General features: G+C 69.0%; 21 protein-coding genes and 2 pseudogenes. 17 read left to right on the forward strand and 6 right to left on the reverse strand.

What is annotated here, in order from left to right; genetic code table 11:
- The first annotated feature begins 42 nt into the window (after nt 1-42).
- The 15 genes and pseudogenes from QH470_RS10640 to yidC all read left to right on the forward strand — a co-directional run bounded on the left by QH470_RS10640 (nt 43) and on the right by yidC (nt 13456).
- Nucleotides 43-942, forward strand: a complete 900-nt coding sequence (locus QH470_RS10640) for a LysR family transcriptional regulator (RefSeq protein ID WP_280272137.1) — start codon at nt 43-45, stop codon at nt 940-942.
- Between the two features lie 164 nt (nt 943-1106).
- Complete coding sequence (srmL, locus tag QH470_RS10645; protein ID WP_280272138.1) at nt 1107-2231, forward strand: PheS-related mystery ligase SrmL; 1125 nt, start codon at nt 1107-1109, stop codon at nt 2229-2231.
- Nucleotides 2232-2306: 75 nt separating this feature from the next.
- Nucleotides 2307-3269, forward strand: a complete 963-nt coding sequence (locus QH470_RS10650) for a DUF389 domain-containing protein (RefSeq protein ID WP_280272139.1) — start codon at nt 2307-2309, stop codon at nt 3267-3269.
- A 21-nt stretch (nt 3270-3290) separates the two neighbouring features.
- Nucleotides 3291-3419: pseudogene (locus tag QH470_RS10655) on the forward strand (ionic transporter y4hA); the annotation flags it as partial.
- Nucleotides 3420-3692: 273 nt separating this feature from the next.
- On the forward strand, nt 3693-4553 hold the full coding sequence (locus tag QH470_RS10660) for an ABC transporter permease (RefSeq protein ID WP_280272140.1): 861 nt from the start codon (nt 3693-3695) through the stop codon (nt 4551-4553).
- Nucleotides 4553-5419 (forward strand): ABC transporter permease, encoded by an 867-nt coding sequence (locus QH470_RS10665; protein ID WP_280272141.1) that lies wholly within the window; start codon nt 4553-4555, stop codon nt 5417-5419. The genes QH470_RS10660 and QH470_RS10665 overlap by 1 nt, the downstream gene beginning before the upstream one ends.
- A gap of 3 nt (nt 5420-5422) precedes the next feature.
- On the forward strand, nt 5423-6448 hold the full coding sequence (locus QH470_RS10670) for an MlaD family protein (RefSeq protein WP_280272142.1): 1026 nt from the start codon (nt 5423-5425) through the stop codon (nt 6446-6448).
- Nucleotides 6445-7443, forward strand: a complete 999-nt coding sequence (locus QH470_RS10675) for an MlaD family protein (RefSeq protein WP_280272143.1) — start codon at nt 6445-6447, stop codon at nt 7441-7443. The genes QH470_RS10670 and QH470_RS10675 overlap by 4 nt, the downstream gene beginning before the upstream one ends.
- Complete coding sequence (locus QH470_RS10680) at nt 7431-8474, forward strand: MlaD family protein (protein WP_280272144.1); 1044 nt, start codon at nt 7431-7433, stop codon at nt 8472-8474. The genes QH470_RS10675 and QH470_RS10680 overlap by 13 nt, the downstream gene beginning before the upstream one ends.
- Complete coding sequence (locus QH470_RS10685) at nt 8474-9559, forward strand: MlaD family protein (protein WP_280272145.1); 1086 nt, start codon at nt 8474-8476, stop codon at nt 9557-9559. Before QH470_RS10680 ends, QH470_RS10685 begins: the two co-directional genes overlap by 1 nt.
- Nucleotides 9560-9603: 44 nt before the next feature.
- Nucleotides 9604-10665 (forward strand): MlaD family protein, encoded by a 1062-nt coding sequence (locus QH470_RS10690; protein ID WP_280272146.1) that lies wholly within the window; start codon nt 9604-9606, stop codon nt 10663-10665.
- Nucleotides 10662-11618, forward strand: a complete 957-nt coding sequence (locus QH470_RS10695) for an MlaD family protein (protein WP_280272147.1) — start codon at nt 10662-10664, stop codon at nt 11616-11618. Before QH470_RS10690 ends, QH470_RS10695 begins: the two co-directional genes overlap by 4 nt.
- A 10-nt stretch (nt 11619-11628) precedes the next feature.
- Nucleotides 11629-12180 (forward strand): hypothetical protein, encoded by a 552-nt coding sequence (locus QH470_RS10700; RefSeq protein ID WP_280272148.1) that lies wholly within the window; start codon nt 11629-11631, stop codon nt 12178-12180.
- A 50-nt stretch (nt 12181-12230) separates the two neighbouring features.
- Complete coding sequence (locus QH470_RS10705; RefSeq protein ID WP_280272149.1) at nt 12231-12527, forward strand: DUF6412 domain-containing protein; 297 nt, start codon at nt 12231-12233, stop codon at nt 12525-12527.
- A gap of 86 nt (nt 12528-12613) precedes the next feature.
- Nucleotides 12614-13456 carry a membrane protein insertase YidC gene (yidC, locus tag QH470_RS10710; protein ID WP_280272150.1) on the forward strand — a complete coding sequence of 281 codons (843 nt, stop codon included), beginning with the start codon at nt 12614-12616 and terminating at the stop codon, nt 13454-13456.
- Nucleotides 13457-13667: 211 nt separating this feature from the next.
- Here the strand turns inward: yidC and QH470_RS10715 are convergent, their stop codons facing one another.
- From QH470_RS10715 to QH470_RS10735, 5 genes and pseudogenes are all read right to left on the reverse strand, one after another.
- A complete protein-coding gene (locus QH470_RS10715; protein WP_280272151.1) occupies nt 13668-14189 on the reverse strand; it encodes a hypothetical protein in 522 nt (173 codons plus the stop codon).
- A 95-nt stretch (nt 14190-14284) separates the two neighbouring features.
- Nucleotides 14285-15148 (reverse strand): GMC family oxidoreductase, encoded by an 864-nt coding sequence (locus QH470_RS10720; RefSeq protein WP_280272152.1) that lies wholly within the window; start codon nt 15146-15148, stop codon nt 14285-14287.
- Nucleotides 15135-15530 (reverse strand): NAD(P)-binding protein, encoded by a 396-nt coding sequence (locus tag QH470_RS10725; protein WP_280272153.1) that lies wholly within the window; start codon nt 15528-15530, stop codon nt 15135-15137. Before QH470_RS10725 ends, QH470_RS10720 begins: the two co-directional genes overlap by 14 nt.
- Before the next feature lie 63 nt (nt 15531-15593).
- The gene (locus QH470_RS10730) at nt 15594-16118 is read right to left on the reverse strand and encodes a YdcF family protein (RefSeq protein ID WP_280272167.1); all 525 of its coding nucleotides are present in this window, start codon (nt 16116-16118) and stop codon (nt 15594-15596) included.
- 48 nt (nt 16119-16166) lie between these two features.
- Nucleotides 16167-16528 (reverse strand): annotated as a pseudogene (locus QH470_RS10735) (cbb3-type cytochrome c oxidase subunit I); the annotation flags it as partial.
- 298 nt (nt 16529-16826) lie between these two features.
- Here QH470_RS10735 and QH470_RS10740 point away from each other — a divergent pair.
- Complete coding sequence (locus tag QH470_RS10740) at nt 16827-19310, forward strand: ATP-dependent Clp protease ATP-binding subunit (protein WP_280272154.1); 2484 nt, start codon at nt 16827-16829, stop codon at nt 19308-19310.
- Between the two features lie 45 nt (nt 19311-19355).
- Nucleotides 19356-19832 (forward strand): nuclear transport factor 2 family protein, encoded by a 477-nt coding sequence (locus QH470_RS10745; protein ID WP_280272155.1) that lies wholly within the window; start codon nt 19356-19358, stop codon nt 19830-19832.
- 39 nt (nt 19833-19871) lie between these two features.
- Here QH470_RS10745 and QH470_RS10750 read toward each other — a convergent pair whose 3' ends face one another.
- Complete coding sequence (locus QH470_RS10750; protein WP_280272156.1) at nt 19872-20933, reverse strand: AraC family transcriptional regulator; 1062 nt, start codon at nt 20931-20933, stop codon at nt 19872-19874.
- Between the last annotated feature and the right edge of the window lie 6 nt (nt 20934-20939).

Raw genomic sequence — 20939 nt, forward strand, 5'->3', positions numbered from 1 at the left:
TCACGTCCAATACTTGATAGGTCGGATTGATACGTTGAACTTATGAACGACGGTGTGGAGCTGCGTCATCTGCGCTACTTCCTGGCGGTCGCGGAGGAACTGCACTTCGGCCGGGCGGCCGCTCGCCTGCACATCGCCCAGCCCGCCCTGACCCAGCAGATCCAGCGATTGGAGACACTGCTGGCGACCCGGCTGTTCGACCGCACCTCTCGCAGCGTCGCGCTCACTCCGGCGGGGGAGGTGCTGCGCGAACGGGCCGCGGCGATCCTCGGGCACGCGAGCCGCGACCTCGACGAGGTGGCGCGGATCGGCCAGGGCAGCCAGGGGCGGCTCTATCTCGGCTTCGTTCCGTCGGTGCTGCCGCTGCAGCCACTGCGCAGCGTGCGGCGGTTCCGGGATCGCTATCCGCTGGTGCAGATCGACCTGGTCGAGGGCTACACCACGCACATGATGGCGCAGCTCGGGCACGGCGCACTCGACATGGTGATCGTGCGTGACCCCGACGAGCAATCCGGCGCCGTGGTGTCCCCGCTGGCCACCGAGCCGTTCATGGCGGTGCTGCCCGTCGACCATCCGCTCGCGGGCCGCGACGCGCTCACCGGCGCCGAACTCGCCGACGAGCCACTGGTGTTCTTCCCGCGCGCCGCCGGTGGCCACGCCCACGACAAGAACCTCCGGCCCCTCATCGAAGCCGGTCACCGCCCCCGCATCGTGCAGGAGGGCAACAACTGGACCACCATCCTCCACCTCGTCGGTGAGGGCCTGGGCATCACGGTCGCACCGCGCAGCGCGACCTTCACCGCCCCGCAGACCGTCCGCATCGTGCCCCTGATCGAAACCGAAGCCACCACAACGGTTTACGTCGCGCACCGAGTAGCCGACGACCGCCCCCTGGTCCGCAACTTCCTGGCGCTGCTACCCACCGGCGAGACGCAGCCGTGAGGAAAATCGGATGCGGCCGCACGTATTCTGGACACATGCAGACGAGCAGGCGATTTCCGCACCCCCGGCCGGCAGGCCGCGGGTATGCCCGCACGCGTTGATCGCGTAACTCCGCGGACCGGCCGGGGGCAGCCCGAATCCCGTCCACCGCAAGGAGTTTCCCGATGCCCACCTATCTCACCCCCGCCGAGCTGTCTCGTGCCCTGAGTGTGCGGGACCTCACCGACCCCGCGCAGGGACCGCACGCCACGCAACTGCTGCTGGACGGCGTGCTCACCGCGCTCGCTGTCGCCTGGCCCGCCGCGCGGACACGAATCGTCCGCAACCCGCCCGTCGTGTCGATTGCCGACAACTACGACCTGCTCGGCTACGACCCCGCCGACGTCACCCGCGACGCGCGCTACACCCGCTATCTCAGCCCGACCACGATGCTCCGCAGCCACACCTCTGCGGACATACCGGCGGTACTGCGCGGCTATTCCGCTGTGCCGCAACACTGTTCGGTCGACGACTTGATCGCGCTACCCGGCCTCGTCTACCGCCGTGACGTCGTGGACCGCATCCACGTCGGCGAACCTCAGCAGGTCGACCTGTGGCGGCTGTGCTCGGGCTCGACGCTGGGCGCGGACACGTTGCGGGACATGGTCGCCCGCGTGGTCGAGGCCGTGCTGCCGGGCGCCCGCTGGCGCATGGTCGCCGCGCGACATCCCTACACTCGCGACGGCCGTCAGATCGACGTCCGGCACGGTGGCGAATGGCTGGAGCTCGGGGAGTGTGGCCTGATCGCCGACCGTGTCCTGCGCGGCGCCGGTCTGGACCCGGCGCGCTGGTCCGGCCTGGCGCTGGGGATGGGTGTGGATCGAGCGCTCATGCTGCGCAAGAGCATTCCCGACATCCGATATCTGCGCGCCGAGGATCCCCGCAGTGCCGCGCAACTGCGTGACCTGAGCCCGTGGCGGCCGGTCTCGGCCATGCCGCCGGTGCGCCGCGACCTGTCGGTGGTCATCGCCGACGACACCGACGACGAGACCCTGGGCGACGCCGTGCGCGGCGCCCTGGGCGAGCGGTCCGGCGATATCGAATCCGTTCATGTGCGGGCCCGCACCCCGTACGCCGAATTGCCGGACCGCGCCCGCGCCCGCCTCGCCATTCGGCCCGGCCAGACCAATGCGCTGGTCCGCGTGACCATCCGGCCGCTCACTCGCACGCTCACCGATGCCGAGGCGAACGCCCTGCGCAACGCGGTCTACCGCGCGATCCATCTCGGCCCGGTCGCCGAGTTGGCCTGAGCCGCACCGGCCTCGGCGGCGCGTCGTCGGTCGAAGTTCGGCGCGGAGCGGGTGTTTGCGCGGCAGACTGGGGGCATGCTCCACCTGCGAATTCTGGCGCCGGCCGACCTGACCGACGGGGTGCTCGGTGTCCTCGACAGCGACGACGGCGTCAGCGGTCTGGCGGTCATGCGCGGCGCGGCGCTGCGGCCGGCCGGTGATGTCGTGATGGCGGATGTCGCGCGGGAGGCGGCCAACGACATCGTCGACCGGCTGCGCGGCCTCGGTGTGCATCAGCGCGGGAGCATCGAGATCCAGTCGGTGCCCACCTGGTTGTCGCGCGGCGGGTTCGAGGCCGAGGTGCGCTGTCCGGGTAGCGCCGCCGATTCGGTGGTGTGGGCGGATGTCGCGCAGCGTTCCTACGAGGCCACCGAACTCAACTGGACGTACCTGAGTTTCATGACCCTGGCGACGGTGATCGCGAGTATCGCCATCATCAACGACTCGCAGGTGCTCGTCATCGGGGCGATGGTGCTGGGCCCGGAGTTCGGCGCCATCGCCGCACTGGGCGTGGCGATGGTGCGGCGGCGGTTCGTGCTCGGCGTGCTCGCGTTCCGGACATTGGTGCTCGGCTTCGTCGCGGCCATCGCCGTCACACTGCTGCTGGCGGTGCTCGGCCGGGCGCTGGGCTGGATCACCCTCGACGATGTGGTCGGCCCGCGGCCGGGTACGGCCTTCATCTACTCCCCGGACAAGTGGTCGTTCATCGTGGCGCTGGTCGCCGGCGCCGCCGGGGTGCTGTCGCTGACCTCCGCGAAGGCGACCGGGCTGGCCGGTGTGTTCATCTCCGTGACGACGGTTCCCGCCGCGGGAAATATCGCGCTGGGCATCGCCTTCGGCGTCGGCTCGGCGATCGCGGAGAGTTCCCTGCAATTGCTGGTGAACGTGGCGGGCATGGCCCTGGCCGGTTGGGCGACGCTGGCCGTGCAGCAGGCGGTGTGGTCGCGGATCTCGGTGCGCCGCGCCAGACTCATGCTGCACCCGCGCCGCATGCTCTGAGTTCCCCCCTCGCCGCCGTATATGGTGTTGCTGGCGCTGACCGTGGTGGTCGGTGTGCTGACCGTTGTCCCGGGCCGTGCCACCCTGCTGCAGGGCGGCGTTCACCTCGTGTTGTTCGCCGGATTCGTCTTCCTAGCCGTCAGCCCGTGAGTGCGCTATCCGTTAACTGCATGGCTGTGTCGGCCGTCATAGCGATAGCGGATCTGCGCTGATAACACGTTTCAGAATCGTTGTCGGCAGGCCATTGTCGCGCTCCGACCTGCCGGTTGGGCAAGCTCCGAGCGACCGCTTTCGAGGCGATGCTCACACCGTGATCGACTTTACTGTAACTAGTTGTAACGATTAGCTTCATGTTGGCAGTGTTGCCGATCACGGAGAGAGCGACTTGAATCCCGAGACACATCGACCACACCGGAACCGCCCATGGCGCCGGTGACTCGGGCTCCCTCGAGCGCGATATCCGACAAGCGAGCAGCCGTTCGTATCGTTCGCAAGAACTTCTCCGACACGCTGGTGTCGGCGCTGCGGACCTTCGGCCGGGCCGTGGATATCGCCCGCGAATCGGTGGTCGGTACCGCGAGCGATGTCGCGCGGCGCGAATTCCAGTGGCGCGAGGCCGTTCTGCAGGCGTGGCGGCTGGTGACCGTCACCGCCATTCCGGCGGTCCTCATCGCGATACCGTTCGGCGTCATCGTCTCGGTGCAGGTCGGCAATCTCATCCACACCCTCGGCGCGGACTCGCTGCTGGGCGCCACCGGCGGCCTCGGCGTCATCAAACAGGGCGCCCCGCTGGCCACCGGCTTCCTGCTCGGCGGGGCGGGCGCGGCCGCGATCGCCGCCGACCTGGGCGCGCGCACCATCCGCGAGGAGATCGACGCGCTGAACACCATGGGCATCAGCCCGATTCACCGGCTGGTGATCCCGCGGCTGGCGGCGATGATCTTCGTCGCGCCGCTGCTGAACATCCTGATCATCTTCGTCGGCATCGTGGCCGGGTACGCGGTCGCCGTCGGCGGGCAGAACGTCACGCCCGGCAGCTACTGGGCGACGTTCGGGTCGTTCACCACGGCCGCCGACGTGTGGGTGTCGCTGCTGAAAGCGGTCGTCTTCGGCTTCCTGGTGGTGGTCATCGCCTGCCAGCGCGGGCTGGAGGCCAAGGGCGGGCCGCGCGGCGTGGCCGACGCCGTCAACGCGGCCGTGGTGCTGTCGGTGGTGTCCATCGCGATCGTCAATCTCGGCGTCACCCAGGTGGTCGAGATGTTCCTGCCCACGAGGCTGGTCTGATGGCCGTCTCCACCTACTTCCCGAAAGGGCTGGGCTGGTTCGCGCGCCTCTACCGGCGGCGCGGGCTGGTCTCGGCGCGGGTCGAGGGCGTCGGCTTCGTGCTGGCGTTCGTGTGGCAGGTGCTGTCCTCGATTCCCTTGACGCTCAAGCGATATCGCGACGAGGCACTGCGGCTCATCTCCGATATGACCTGGGGTCGCGGCTCGGTGATCGTCGGCGGCGGCACCGTGCCGATGATGATCGTGCTCGGCCTGGTGATGGGCGCCTCGGTCGCCGTGGAGTCCTTCACGATCCTGAACATGCTGGGCATGGGCCCGGTCACCGGCATCGTGTCGGCCTACGCCACCACCCGTGAGCTGGCCCCGATCGTGGCCGCGATCGGTTTCGCCGCGCAGGCGGGCTGCCGGATGACCGCCGAGATCGGTTCGATGCGCATCTCCGAGGAGATCGATGCCATCGAGGCGCTCGGGCTGCGGTCGGTGCCGTTCGTGGTGACGACCCGCGTCATCGCGGGCGCCATCTCGATCGTGCCGACCTTCCTGATCGGGCTGATCCTGTCGTATCTGGCCTGCCGCGGCCTGATCACGCTGGTGCACGGCCAGTCCGCGGGCGTGTACGACCACTACTTCTTCCAGTTCGTCTCCGGCTTCGACGTGATCGCGGCGGTGCTCAAGGTCGCCGTGTTCGCGACCGTGGTGATCCTCATCCACAGCTACTACGGCTTCTTCGCCACCGGCGGCCCCGAGGGCGTCGGCATCGCCTCCGGTCGCGCGGTGCGGGCCTCGTCGGTGGCGATCGTCGCCATCGATATGGTCCTCACCCTCGCGCTGTGGGGTTTCAACGCGACGATCAGTTTCACGGGATAGCGGATGCCGAAATATGGAATGCCCGGCGTCGCCGTGGACAAGAAGAGGTCGCTGCTGATCGGCGCGGTCGCGCTCGGCGTGATCGCGGCCGTGGTGGTCGCGGCGTCGCTGTATCGCGGACTGCGCGACGACGACGGACTGCACATCGCCCTGCACACCGAGCAGATCGGCGACGGCGTGCTGGCCGGCACCCCGGTGCGAGTGGACGGGGTGCAGGTCGGCAAGGTCACCGAGATCGTGCCCGACGAGCGCGGTACCCAGCGAATCTCGTTGCGGCTGGACCGTTCCCAGCTGTTCGGCATCGACGACAGTCTCCAGCTCGACTACGCACCGGCGAATCTGTTCGGTATCAGCGAGATCGAGCTGCGGCGCGGACCCGGTGGTGCGCCGCTGCGCGAGAACGGCACCGTCGACCTGACCGGAAAGCGTTCCGCCGCACTCTTCGACGCCACCATGGGAAGCCTGCTGCGCAGCCTGTCGCAGACCGGCGACGCGGTGCTGACACCGCAGATGGCCACCGTGATCGCGCAGCTCTCCACCGATGTCGAGGCCTTCACCCCGCTGGCGCAGGCGATGATCACCGTCGCCCAGACCATCACCGACAACCAGAAGATGCCCCCTTCCGAACTGGTGGGCCGCCTCGGGCCCGCCTTCGACGGCGGCGGCAAGTTCGCCGGCGCCACCATCCAGGTGCTCGATCTGATCCGCGATCTCCCACGGCTGCAAGACAATCGGCAACCCTATGACGCCGGGGTGCGTGTCCTGACCGATCAGCTGCTACCCGGACTGGCGAACCTCGGCGGGGCCGCGGGGGCCGGTCTGTCCGGCACCACCGACCTGCTGGCGCCCGTCCTCGCACTGCTCGGACAGATGGTGCCGCGTCCGCAGCAGTCGGGAACCGAACTGGCCGAACTGATGCGGCGACTGCGCGCGGCGATGCCCGACACCCCGGACGGCCCCGTCCTCGACGCCGAGATCGACCTGCGCGGCGTCCCCGTGCTGGCGCCACTGCTGGGAGGTGCGCGATGAAGGTCGGGGCCGCGGCGTGGCGGCTGGTGCTGTTCGCCGGAGTGATGGTCGTCGTCCTCGCCCTGGTGTTCACGGCCATCAAGCGGCCCGTGTCGGGGGACACCGAGGCCCACGACGCCCTGTTCACCGATGCCAACGGGCTCAAGGTGGGTGACGACGTGCGCCTGTTCGGGGTGCAGGTCGGCAAGGTGGAGGGCGTCTCGCTCGACGGCGCGCAGGCGCGAATCCACTTGTCGCTGAAGACCGATGCGCCCGTCTACGACAACTCCCGGCTCGCCATCCGGTATCAGAACCTCACCGGGCAGCGCTACATCGACCTGCAACAGCAGCCGCAGCCGGGTGCGCGCATCCCGGCCGGGGCGACGATCGGCGCCGAGCGCACCGTGCCCTCCTTCGACGTCACCAGCATGTTCAACGGCCTGAAACCGGTGCTGGCCACCATATCTCCCGAGGCGATCAACCAGTTCAGCGCGAGCATGGTCGCGCTCATCGAGGGCGACGGCAGCGGTGTCGGACCGGCGCTGGACGCGATCGGCAAGCTGGCCGCCTATGTCGACAATCGGCAGCAGGTGATCGGCACGCTCATCCACAACATGTCCGATCTGTCGGAGAAGGTCGGCGGCCGCGTGCACCACCTGGTGCCGCTGCTGGCTCGGCTCACCGACATCTTCCAGGCGTTGCAGACCAATATCGGCGGACTGGCGCAGTTCGCCATGGCCGCACCGTCGGTGCTCGGGCCGCTGGACAACCTGTTCGACGCCCTGGGCCTGCAAACCGGCGACGACGTGGATGCCTTGCTGCGCAACCTGTTCCCGGACCCGCAGCAGGCGCTGGAGGTGCTCGACCGGCTGCCGGGTCTGCTGGCCGGGCTCGACGCCGCCATCCCGAAGTCCGTGGCGGGCTGGAAACCGCAGTGCTCCAAGGGAACCGCCGATGTGCCGCAGGTGTTCGGCGTGCTGATCGCGGGACAGCAGGTGGCGATATGCAACGGCTGAGGCTGGGCCGGTTCCTGCCCCGGGACCGGGCGGTGGCCGACGAGGCGACCCGGCACCGGCGCGAAATCCGTTACGGGATAATCGGTGTGGTGCTGGTGGCGGCACTCGCGATCGCGGCGGGTGTGCTGTACGTCGTGCCGGTCGGCAAGAAGACCTACACCGCCGAACTGTCGGAGGCCCAGTCGGTCAAGGCGGGCGACGACATCCGGGTGGCGGGGGTACCGGTAGGCAACGTGAAATCGCTGGAGCTGAAACCGGATCGGGTGCTGATGCGATTCACCGTCGACTCGAAGGTGTTCGTCGGCAGCGAGTCGTCGCTGGACGTGCGCATGCTGACCATCGTCGGCGGCAACTATGTCGCGCTGTTCCCGTCCGGCGGTAAACCGCTGGGCGACAAGCCGATTCCGGCGGAGCGCGTCCGCCTGCCCTACAGCCTGGTGCAGACCTTTCAGGACGCCGCACAGCCCCTGCAACAGATCGACGGAGACACGTTGCGGCGCAACTTGTCCGCGCTGGACAGCTCCCTCGAGCAGGCGCCCGATGCGCTGCGCACCACCCTGGACACCCTCGGCGCCTACATCGACGCGCTCAACCGGCAGCGCACCCAGGTGTCGAACGCGGTCGCCGTCGCCGACGAGTACGTGACCATGTACGACGGCGCCAAGACCGATCTGGGCCGGTTGATGGACAACGTGAACCTGATGGAGACCCTCGTCCTGGACAAGCGCGCCGAACTGCGTGAAGGGGTGCGGTTGCTGCGCGTGGTCATCGATCGGGTGGCCGGGCTGGCGCCTACCTGGGACTCGGCGCTGGAGCCGAAGCTGCGGCAATTGATCGACGCCGTACCGCAATTGGAGAACCTCGGCGCGCAGCTCGAACCGGTGCTCGCGGCGGTGCAGAGCCTCGGGCAGAAGCTGGTCGAGCTGACCGACGGCGGCGTGACGATCGACCGATCCGGTTCGACGATCACCGTGCCGACGCCCGCTCCCGAGGCGCGGGTGTGTGTGCCGGTGCCGGGGAAGGACTGCTGATGTTGCATCGTGTGCTCGGCTCGCGCTGGCTGATGTCGATCGGTGGCGCCGTGGTGCTGGTCGCGCTCACCGTCGCCGGATATTTCGTCGCATTCGATCCGGCGAAGCCGACCGCGAGCTACTGCGCGATCATGCCCGACAGTGTCGGGCTGTACACCGGGAACCAGGTCACCATGCGTGGCATTCCCGTCGGTACGGTCACTTCGATTGCACCGCAGGGTGATTCGGTGCGGGTCGAGTTCGATGTCGAGGCCGACAAGCCCGTGTACGCCGACGCCGGCGCCACCACGCTGTCGGACAGCATCGTCGCCGCGCGGCAACTCGCCGTGGTGTCCAGCGGCAAGGACACCGCGCGCTGGAATCCCGGCCGGTGCATCACCAAGACCCTCACCCCCAAGAGCATCAGCGAGACGTTGAACGCGCTCGCGCAGTTGTCCTCGGAAATCCGAGGGCCCGACCCGGATTCGCCGGACGCGCTGGCCCGCGGGCTGTCCGCGCTGGACTCGGCGACCGTCGGCACGGGGCCGCAGATCAACGCCATCGTGAAAAAATTGAGTGCGGCGTTGGCGACGCCCGACGCCGACATCGCGCACCTGGTCGGCATCTTCGACGCCTTCGCCTCGGTGTCGAAGAAGGTCGAACAGCACTGGGGCGACCTGAAATCCATGCTCACCCGGCTGGCTCCGGTGCTGGACCACGCCACCACCGACCTGATCGGACCGGGCGCGCGGCTGTTCGACGGGCTCCAGCAGGTCGTGCCCATGCTCAACGACCTCACCACGATCCTCGGCGACCCGATCATGAAGACGCTCGACGCGACGGTGCCCTTGGTCAAATTCCTGCGCGCGCACGTCGGTTCGCTGACCCAGGTGATCGGCATGACGCCCGTGCTCACCCAGGCCTTCCGCGCGGTGGCGGGCGAGGGCATCTCCTACGCGCCACCCAAAGTGGCGGTGCCGCAACAGAATGCGGACCAGGTGTGCGCGGCTGTCGAGGCCCTCGCACCGGGCAAGTGCACCGCCGAGGGCGGCATGGTGAAGATGGACGCCGCCACCCTCGTATTCGGATTGGCGGCTGCCCGATGAGCTGGATTCGGATCGCGAAACCGACATCTCACGCGTGTGGCCGGGTGGCGAGGCGGCGTCTCGTCGCGTGCCTCGCGGTGGCGCTCGCCGCGACTCCGACCGCCGCGGGATGCGCGTTCGATCCCTCCTCGGTGCCCGTGCCCGGCACCACCGTGTCGGGGCCGACCTATCACGTGCGGATCGAGTTCGCGAATGCGTTGAATCTGCCCGCGCGGGCCAAGATGATGGCCAACGGGGCGCAGGTGGGCACGGTCTCCGGGGTCTCCGTGGTGAGCGCGGCGCAGTCGGGCGGGCGCGGCGGTTACGTGGTGGTCGACGCCGACCTCTCCGAATCGGTGCGGCTGCCCGCGACCACCCGCGCCGAACTGCGACAGAACACGGTGCTCGGCGATATCCACGTCGCTCTCCTCACTCCGCCGGACGGGTTCGGCACGGTGCTGTCCGACGGCGCCACCATCCCACTGGCACAGACCAAGCCGCCGGTTCAGCTGGAGGACACGATGGCCGCCATCGCCGCGTTCACCCAGGGCGGCGCGGTGACGCAGTTGCAGGACACCATCAACCAGATCAACGGCGTCCTGCCGCGTGACCCCGCGCGCACCGCACAGATCTCGAAGACCATGGCCGACGACGTGGTCGATCTGGCCGCCGACCTCGACAGCGTCGATGCCCTGCTCGACGGACTCGGGACCAATGCCCAAGTGCTGCATGACATCCGGCCCGAACTGGACAATATCCTGAGCGAGAAGTCGGTGGCGGAAATGAACGGCATCGTCGCCTCCATCGTGGGCGTGACGAAGATCTTCGACCTGCTCGGGCCGGTCGGCACGTCGCTCACCTGGCTCGGTCCGGTGCTGCAGGGCGCCGACGGGGCGGCGCAGGCGTTCCTGCCGCTGCTCACGTCATCGCAACCCTTGGATCTGAGTCGGTCGTCGAATCTCCAGACGCTGGTGGCACTGCTGCGCGACAAGGTGATCCCGTTTTTCGAGCACGGTCCCAAGGTGAACATCGTCGGCGTGAAAACCGATGCCGCGAACGATGTTTCGGCCGCGGATCAGGCGGATCGGATCGTCGGCACTCTCCGGATGATCGGAGCGGTGCGATGAGGATCGGTGCGCTGGCCTCGCTCGGCGGTATCGCCGCCATCACCGTGCTCGGTGCGAGCTACCTGACATTCGGCGTGGTGCGCGCCGATCCGTTCGCCGAGTACACCCGCGCCACCATGGTGCTCGCCGATTCCGGCGGGCTGGGCGCCGATTCGCCGATCCTGTTGTCCGGCATCGAGGTCGGCCGCGTGACCTCGGTGCGCAAGAGCGCCGACGGCGTGGAGGTCGGGCTGCGGGTGGACGCCGACCGCAGCGTGCCGACCGACAGCGTGGTCACCATCGAGCACCTGTCCGCGCTGGGTGAGCCCTACGTCGAGTTCCGGCCACGCACCGGCGCCGGACCGTATCTGCGCGACGGGCAGCGGCTGGCGAGTGCGAATGTCCGTACGCCGCTGTCGATCCCGGAGGTCGCGCGGCTGGTCACCAAGACGATGAACCAGCTCGATCCGAAGGTCGTCGGCTCCCTGGTCGGCACGGCGAGCCAGGTGTTCGAGGACACCGACGCCGCGATCCCGAATCTGGCCCGCTCCGGCGATCTGCTCGCGGCGGCGATCATGAGCCGCAGCCCGCGAATCGCGGACCTGCTCAACAGTTTCCAGGCCGCGGCCGCCGACATCGACTGGGCGGGACCGGCGACCAGCGCCGCCGCCCCCGAATTCGTGCGGTTCACGCAAACCCTGAACGACCTGGTGGGCGCGGTCGGCCGGCTCGTGGACACCCAGCCGGCCACGGCCTACACCGAGGGCACCGGCCTGGTCCCGTTCCTGGACCGGCTCACCGCGGCGCTGCGGGAACTGGGGCCGGAGCTGAAATCCCTGGCGCCGGCGCTGCAACCGCTGACCGACGCGGGGACCTCGGCGGCGCCGCGCATCGATATTTCCAGCCTGATCACGCAGGCCCTCGACGACGTCGACAGCGACGGGGCCGTGCGCGTGCGAGTGAACGTCAAGTAGAGGAGAATCGATGTCGAACGACAGTGGTACCGAGAATCCGCGCACGGTGTCCGTCCGGCTGTCGACGGTCGCGACCGCCCTCGCGGGCGTGGCGCTGATCGCGCTGGCCGCCGTGTTCGGAGCGCTGTGGCTTTCGGCGCGCGGCACGCTGCACGATCGCGACACCCGGGCCGCCGACGAGCGGCACGCCGAGCAGGTCGCCACCGACTACTCGGTCGGGGCGTCCAACATCAATTTTCAGGACGTGAACGGCTGGGTCGCCAAATTGAAGGCGAACACCAGTCCGCAACTGGCGACCAAATTCGACGCCACCGCACCGAAACTCCAGGAGATTCTGGTCCCGCTGAAGTGGACCTCCAGCGCGACGCCGATCACCGCCAAGGTGATGTCGACCGACAACGGCCACTACCGGGTGAACGTCTTCCTGAACGTCACCTCCACCAGTTCCCAGACCCCCGAGGGCGCGCAGACCACCGTCACCTACACCGTCGACATCGACCCGGCCGACGGCTGGAAGGTCACCGACGTCGGCGGCATGAACGGCGCACTGCCCAAGCAGTAGACCGAGCGATAGGACATGGTGGGGCGGCACGGGTTCGGTACTCTCGTGGCATGACTTCCCGGATCCGGTCGGCCGCGCTGGTGCTGTGCGCGCTGGTCGTGTCCGCGCTGGCGGCCCTGGTGATGCCGGTCGGGGAGCCGAACGCGCTGGTGGCCGTGGGCGCGGCCGCCGTGGTGGCGCTGGCCGTGGTGGCCGCGCACACCGCGCGGGCCACGCTGGTGCCGGTCGTCGTCCACGCCGGGCCGCCGGTTTCCGCGCAGCGCCGCCGCCGGGGATCTTTTCTGCGCCAGAGCAATCCGGACACCGCGGGCCGGGCGCGGCCCAGGGCGCCGGGGCACGGGGCCTGACCGCGTCGTAGGACGCGGTCGGCGACTTCGCTGACCCTGTTCCCCCTCGCCCCTCCGCGGGGCGCCCCACCGTGAGGTGCTGTCCCATGCTCGATTTCGTGTATTACCCCGTGTCCGCCGTGCTGTGGTTGTGGCACACCGGATTCGCCGCCGTGCTGGGCGCCGGCAGCAGCCTGGCCTGGGTGCTGGCGATCGTCCTGCTCGTCGTCACCGTGCGGATGCTGCTGGTCCGGCCGTTCCTGGCGCAGGTGCGGTTCTCCCGGACCATGGCGGTGCTGCAACCGCAGGTGCGCGAGTTGCAGGCCAAGTACGCCGACGACCGCGAGAAACTGGTCGCCGAAACCCGGAAATTGCAGCAGGAGCACAACTTCAGCCTGCTGCGCGGCTGCCTGCCGATGGTCGGGCAGCTGCTGCTGTTCCTCGGGCTGTACCACGTGCTGCGCTCGTTCGACCGCACCGGGCCGGTCTCACAGGTGCCGTTGCTCGGCAACTCCACCTCGATGACCGCCGCCGAGAACGCGGCCACCGCCAACTATGTGTTCTCGCCCGAACAGGTGCAATCGTTTCTCCAGGCGAAACTGCTCGACGCGCCGCTGTCGGCGACGCTCGCGACCTCCGGCGGATCGTTGACCGCCGTTCTCGCCGTAGTGATTCCGCTGGTTCTGATCGCTGGTGTCGCCACCCATTTCACCGCGCGTTCCGCCATCGCCCGGCAGACCGAGACCACCCCGCAGACCCGTGTGATCAACTGGCTGACCCTCTGGGTGTTCCCCTTGGGCGCGGCGCTCGCCGGTGTGCTCATGCCGGTCGGCATCCTGGTCTACTTCGCCACCAGCAACACCTGGACCTTCGCGCAACAACACCTGATCCACCGCCGCCTCGGCTCCCTCGCCACCCCATCCCCCCGCCCCGAAAGCGCCCCCGACTGAACCGACGCACACCGATCCAACCCACGCCCGCCTGTTCTCCAGACGTCATCCCGGCATGCTTGTGGCCGGGATCCACCACCCGGGTTCCGGCCACAAACACGCCGGAACGACGAAATCCCCACCGTGCCTGGCAAAGCCCGCACCCGCGCTCACCCTCCCGCGTTCGCACCGGGGCCGGGGCGCAGTCCAGCAATGCGCCCCGGCGCTCGGCTCACCGGCCGGTGGTGGCCCGGCTGTGCGCCTGCCGGATCGGGTCGTCACGGCGGGGTGCCCGGGCGGGCGCTACGCCCGGGTACGCGGGGTGGGAGACCACCACCGTGGCCACGGTGAGGATCTGGTCCACGTCCACGCGGTCGGCGGCCAACCGGGCGATGATGCCCAGTCGCCGCTCCTTGCTGTCGGGACGGATCAGGATCTCCTGCCGCCCGCGCAGGGCGACGAAGACCCGCCGCCGCGCGTCGTAGCGCAGCGGCACCCCGTCGCGGACGGCCCGGTAGGCGTCCACGTCGAGGTCGCGATGCCGCTCGGCGTCGATCAGCAGACCGTCGACGAGCCGCCCCGCCTGCTTCACCAGCAGGTACTGCACCGCCGGCGCGGCGGATCGGATCCGCAGGTCCACCCGTCGCCAGTGCTCCGCGACGGGTTTGCGCAGCAGTTCCCGATGCCGCTCGATCTCGGCTGCCAGCCGATCGTCGGCGCGGTCGTCGGACGTCGACGAGTAGAACTCGGCCATGTACATGCCTCTCCTCAGGTTGCGGATTACTCTGCGGTGCAACCGGATCGGCGTCCGACGAGATCAGTATGCCGGAGGGGTACGACAAGTTTCGGCTAGGAAGCCCGGGCGGGCGGGGTGCGCAGGGTCCCGGATCCTGTCCCGAGCGCGTCGGCGAGGCGCACGGCCAGGGCGAGGATCGTCAGGGTCGGGTTGACGTGGCCGTTGGTGGGGAACACGGAACTGCCTGCCACATAAAGATTGTCGACACCGTGCACGCGGCAGCCGGGATCGACGACGCCGTGCCGGGAATCCGCGGACATGCGGGTGGTCCCGGTGGGGTGCGCCCAGTCGGTGAGCCGCACCGGCGCCGTGCTGCCGGTCCGAGCCCAGTCGGACAGGACGGGAGTGGCGTACCCGAGGCGCGCGAATTCGCGCACCGCCAGCTCGGCCGCCCGGCGCACCGTGGCGTCCTCGAGCGCGCTGGTCCGCCAATCGATCCGGGCCACGGGCATTCCGAGCCGGTCATCGTGGTCGGCGAGGGTGATCCGGCTGTCGGGATCGGGCCGCTGCTCGACCATGCAGCGCAATTCCACGCCCGCGAGCCGATGCGGCAGACCGGCGCGCTGGATCCACCGCCGCCGGGCGCCCGCCAGCAGCAGGCCGGGGTTGCCCAGCACGACCCGCGCGTCGTGCCGGTCGGCCCGCCCGCGCAGCATCCGCTTCAGCGCGTCCCACGGGTCGTCGTCGGCGGGCATCTCCTGAATCCACAAGGCGCAGTGCAGCAGTCCCTCCGCGCGTTGGACGCGTTCCGACAGCGCCAGGCCGTGCAGAAAGGTGTGGGTGCCCCGCGGCGACCGCACGACGTACTTGCCGAAGCGGTCGCATACGGCGGCCGACGTGGTGGTGTCGAAGGCGCCCACCGCGCCGCAGCGGTGATCCATCAGATAGCGCCCGACGAGGTCGTTACGGTTGCCCACGCCGTGCGGCACGATGCGTCGCGACGCCAGCAGCCTCCTCGGCCCGGATCGGCCAACCGGACCCGGGAACCCAGGGGCGACAGGCGAAGTCGATCTCATCGAGATAGCCGCAGCGACCGCTCCAGGTATCGGAGCTGCCGCCCAGCACCCGGTTGCGGGCGTCGCGATGCGGTCGCGCCCGCGCCGCGCCGACGTTCTCGATGTCGTTGAGCCGGTCGATGTCCGGATCGCGGAGGCACCCACCGCTCTCCAAAACCAGTACCCGCCAAGGTGTTCCGGCCAGCTCCGCGGCTATGGTGAGCCCCGCCGGACCGGAGCCCACGATGCAGATATCGGTCTCGAGGTCGATGTCCGGGACCTCGCGCAGGGAGTCGATGCGCATGCCAGCGTCCTTCCGCCCGCATCCACCCCGACAAGGACGCTCCGCAACAGCGTAACCGCCGCGTCAGCACGCCGAGGCGAAGAAGGCGCGCACATAGCTCGCCGACTGGCGCACATACATCCACGCCCAGTACCGCACACCCGATTCCGCGGGACTGGCGACCATGGTCAGCTCGCCGTGGAAGCAGTTGCCGACGATGTAGCGGGCGCGCGAGACGTGCGGTGTGTTGGTCACGACGATGAGGTGATGCCAGCCGAAACGTTCTGCGCGCCGGGCGATCTCCTGCGCCTCACCCTGCGTCGTCCACGGGTCCGGCACGAAGCAGTCGACGTGGAAGGGATAACCGCCGTCGCAGTAGCGGTCCATGACGGAGTCGTCGGCGCCGGTCGACCGCGAGATCAGCAGTTCGGGCGCCAGGCCGCGCGCGGCCAGGTCGAGCCCGATGTCGAAGCGCTCGTAGGCAGTTCCGCCCAGCACGACGATGGCGTCGGCGGGGCGCAGCGGGTCGATCTGCGGATGGACGTACACCGGCACGCCCGCCACCGCGAGCGCCGCGATCGCGGCGGCGAGGACGACGAGCGTCACCACGGCTCGTCGGAGTGCGCGCACACGTCGACGATACCGATCTTCACCCGATCACTTCGCGCCCCAGCCCACCTGTGCCTCGGTCCGCATCCGCTCCACCATGTGCGGATAGTGCAGCTCGAAAGCCGTTCGCTCGGAACATATTCGAGGCAGTTCATCGACAACCCCAGTACGAACGATCCGATGGTGGAAATGGTGTTCAGCGTGGTGAATCCGTCCGTCGGCAGGTAATCGGCGTACCGGCGCGGCATGCCCTGCGCGCCCAGCCAGTGCTGCACCAGGAAGGTCAGGTGGAAACCGAAGAACGTGGACCAGAAATGCAGCCTGCCCAGCCGTTCGTCCAGGAAGCGCCCGGTCATCTTGGGGAACCAGAAATAGATGCCGCCGAAGGTGGCGAACACGATGGCTGGGAAACGGCCTGACGGCGGCGATCTCGGCGGCGCCGCGAGACGATGCTGTAGCCACAGATTCTCCTCGAGCCCAACCGGTTTCGAGTGTGGCACCGCGCGGAGATCAATTGGCCCGAATGGCGAGCCCGGTCGGTCGCCAAAAGTTCGCTAGGCAGCGATTCGGTGCCTGGCTGTGAGGGTTGCATCGCGGAGTACGGTGGAGTTCGATCACCGGGTGCCAAGGTAGCCGAGGATTCGCCGGTGCCCGGTGTCCTTGGCAGTGCGTCGCGGGCGCGGCGCCGACAGACGACGAGGTGTGGATATGACCGCAGCGTGGCCTGGTTCTCTCGGTTCGTTCGACGACATCTTCGATCGATTTTTCGGCTCGTCGGGGCTGACCGCCCAGCCTCCGGTGCAGCGCATCGACCTCGGGCGCCTGCTCAGCGACAACGCCAAGACCTTGGTCGCCGAGGCCCGCGACGCGGCGCGGGAGTGGGGCAATGCCGAGATCACACCCGAGCACCTGCTCTACGCGGCGACCGAGGTGGAGCCGTCGCGCAGCGTCATCGCCCAGCTGGATCTCGACCCGGACCGGGTCGGGGCGCAGATGCGGGGTGCGGCGGGCAGCGGCGCGGCCTCCGCCACGACGGCGGACGGGGGTATCGTGCTGAGTCCGGCCGCCAAGCTCGTGCTGCGCAACGCTCAGCGCAGCGCCGCCGAGGCCGGGTCCAGCTACATCGGTCCGGAGCACATCCTGCTCGGCCTCGCCGCCGGCGACAGCACCGCCGCGCAGGCGCTGTCGGGGGCGAAACTGCCGCAGGCCGAAGGTCAGCAGCCGTCCAGCGATACGCCGACCCTGGACGAGTACGGCCGCGATCTCACCGCCGAGGCCCGCGCGGGGAAGGTGGACCCGGTCGTGGGCCGCGCCGAGGAGATCGAACAGACCGTCGAGATCCTGTCGCGTCGGCGCAAGAACAATCCGGTGCTGATCGGCGATCCGGGTGTCGGCAAGACGGCGATCGTCGAAGGGCTGGCGCAGCGGATCGTCAACGGCGACGTCCCCTCGACCCTCGCCGACCGCCGGGTCATCGCGCTGGATGTGGGATCGCTGGTGGCGGGCAGCAAGTATCGCGGCGAGTTCGAGGAACGGCTGACCAAGATCCTCGACGAGGTGCGCGAACATTCCGGCGAGCTGATCCTGTTCATCGACGAGTTGCACACCATCGTCGGCGCCGGGTCCGGTGGCGAGGGCTCGATGGACGCCGGGAACCTGCTGAAACCGGCGCTGGCGCGCGGTGAGCTGCATGCCATCGGCGCGACCACGGTGGACGAGTACCGCCGGTACATCGAGAAGGACGCCGCCCTGGAGCGCCGCTTCCAGCCGGTGCTGGTGGCCGAGCCCTCCGTCTCCGACACGGTCGAGATCCTGCGCGGGCTGGCCGATGTCTACGAGGAGCACCACCAGGTCCGCTACGACGACGAGGCGCTGATCGCTGCGGCCGAACTCTCGGATCGCTACCTCACCGACCGCTTCATGCCCGACAAGGCCATCGATCTGGTCGATCAGGCCGGGGCCCGGGTCCGGTTGCGCACCCGCATGCCCGGACCGGACCGGCGCGAGGCGGAGGAGGAGCTGGCCCGGTTGAAGCGGGAGAAGGACGCCGCCGTCGCCGCCGAGGACTACGCGCGGGCCGACTCACTCAAGGATCAGATCGCCGCCGCGCGGGAACGGGTCGATCACCTCGGGAACGACGCGGACGATCTCCCGCACGTCACGGTCGACGACATCGCCGCGGTGGTGTCGAAGCAGACCGGCATCCCGGTGTCGGAGCTGACGGTGGAGGAGAAGCAGCGGCTGCTGCGCCTGGAGGATGTGCTGCACAAGCGGGTGGTCGGGCAGGAGGAGGCGATCACCGCGGTCGCCGAGGCGGTGCGCCGGGCCCGGGCCGGCATGCAGGACCCGAACCGGCCGATCGGCTCGTTCCTGTTTCTGGGGCCCACCGGCGTCGGCAAGACCGAGCTGGCGAAAGCGTTGGCGGAGGCGGTATTCGGCGACGAGGACCGGATGATCCGCTTCGACATGAGCGAGTTCCAGGAGAAGCACACGGTGTCGCGGCTGGTCGGCGCGCCGCCCGGATACGTCGGCTACGACGACGCCGCCCAGCTGACCGACAAGGTGCGGCGGCAACCGTATTCGGTGATCCTGTTCGACGAGGTGGAGAAGGCGCACCCCGACGTATTCAATGTGCTGCTGCAACTTCTCGACGACGGCCGCGTCACCGACGCCAAGGGCCGGACGGTGGATTTCAAGAACACCATCGTCATCATGACCAGCAATATCGGCTCGGACCTGATCCTGAACGCCCCTGCGGGAGACGTCGATTCACTCACCCCGAAGCTGATGGAGCGGCTGCGGCAGCACTTCCGGCCGGAATTCCTCAACCGGATCGACGAGACCATCGTCTTCCACCGGCTGAATCAGGAGCAATTGCGCCACATCGTCGATCTGGTGCTCGACGGCCCGCGTCGGCGCCTGCGCGCTCAGGACATCGAGCTGGACGTCTCGGACGCGGCCCGGGACTGGCTGGCGGACAACGGCTATCAGCCCGAATTCGGCGCTCGCCCGCTCCGGCGCACCGTCCAGAAGGAGCTGGAGAACCGCGTCTCCACCCTCGTCCTCGGCGGGGAGCTCGAACCCGGCGACACCGTCCGCGTCACCGCCGACGCCGCCGGTCTGCTGGTCTCCGCGGTCTCGAACGGCCGCGAAGAATCGCTCGCCGTCGGCGAAACCGCCCGAGTGGAATGAGAACGTGTTCTAGAGTGGGCGGCGGGCAATACTAGGAGGTGGCGCGTGGATCTGAACGCGCTGGAAGAGATTCGTGCGGTCAAATACCGCTATCTGCGGGCGCTGGACCTGAAGCGGTGGGACGAGTTCGGGGACACGCTCACCGAGGATGCGACCGGTGACTACGGGTCGCCGTCGGGCGGTCGGCCGCTGCAGTTCACCGGGCGCGCCGCCATCGTGGACTACATGCGCGGCACACTGGACCGCAACATCATCACCGTGCATGTGAGCAGCCATCCGGAGATCGTGGTGGACGGCGAAAATGCCACGGGCAGTTGGTGTATGGAGGACACGGTGATCGTGCCGGAGTTCGACGTGGCGATCCGGGGCGCGGCCTACTATCAAGACCGCTACCGGAAGACGGACGGGCAGTGGCGCATCGCGCATACCGGCTACGAACGGCTGTACGAGGCCACCATGTCGCTGTCCGCCCTACCCGGCTTCACCCTCACGGCCAACCACTGGGCGCCCGCCGCGTCCTGACCTCACGTGAATTTGCCTGGCCTGCAAGGACTTCGCGGCTCACCACGCCGTGTTGTTCGCCGTGTGCTGCCCGCGGCGGAGCGCGGTGGGGGTGGTGCGGAACCAGCGGCGGCAGGTGCGGGTGAAAGTGGACTGCTCGGCCAGTCCGATGAGGGAGGCGATCTGGCTCATCGGCAGGTCGGTCGTGGTGAGGTAGCGACGGGCCTCGGTGCGGCGGACATCGTCGAGGATGGTCGCGAACGACGTGCCCTCGGCGGTGAGGCGGCGCTGCAGGGTCCGCGGATGGGTGGTGAGAAGCCGTGCCACAGCGGTCAATTCGGGCGTCGTGGTGCCGAGCAGCTGGCGCACGGCCGCGCGCACCCTGGGTTCGTAGGCCGATCCCGCGCCGGTCGACAGCTCGGCGAGGAAGGCCATCGCCAACCGGCGCAGCGTCTCGTCGCTGCCTGCCACGGCCATCGAGGTGAGGCTGCTGGGCACCCGGAGCACGGCGGCCGGACGCTCGAATCGCGCCGGAGCGCCGAAGAACTCCTCGTACACACCGCGCGCCGCCATCGGCCGGTAGGGCAGTTCCACCGTGCGCAACCCGTACGGCCCGTCCGCCAGCCGCCACAGCGCCCGGTGCAGGAAACCCAGCCCGAGATCGGTGCCCTGCACGGGAATCGGCAGCCCCGGCCGCACGCCGTAGTGCAGCGCCGTGACGCCGCGGTCGCCGTACGGATCGGGTTCCAGGGTGAGACTCAGCGACCGGGCGTGCACGAAAAGATAGCGGGACGTGCACTCCAGCGCGTCGGCGAGGGTGGGGGAGCTGCGGATGGCCAGCGCGAGCGGGCCGAGCATGCCGAGGTCCTGCCGCCTCGCGATGCGCAATCCGAGATCCGGGCAGCGCAATTGCTCCGCCGCGATCTCCAGCACCAGCGCCATCGCCTCGTCGGCGACCAGCAGATCGTCAGCGTCGAGCGCGGCGATCGGCAGCCCGGCCGCGGCGGCGAACTCCTCGGCGTCGCCGCCCAGCTCGGCCACTGTGGCGCGGAAGCCGCGCAGGCCCGCGGACCGGATCACCGACATGTCGTCCAGAATCAAATAGTTGTCGTGTGAAGTCAAGAAGCA

The sequence above is a fragment of the Nocardia wallacei genome, from assembly GCF_029868745.1.
GTDB classification, from domain to species: Bacteria; Actinomycetota; Actinomycetes; order Mycobacteriales; family Mycobacteriaceae; genus Nocardia; species Nocardia wallacei_B.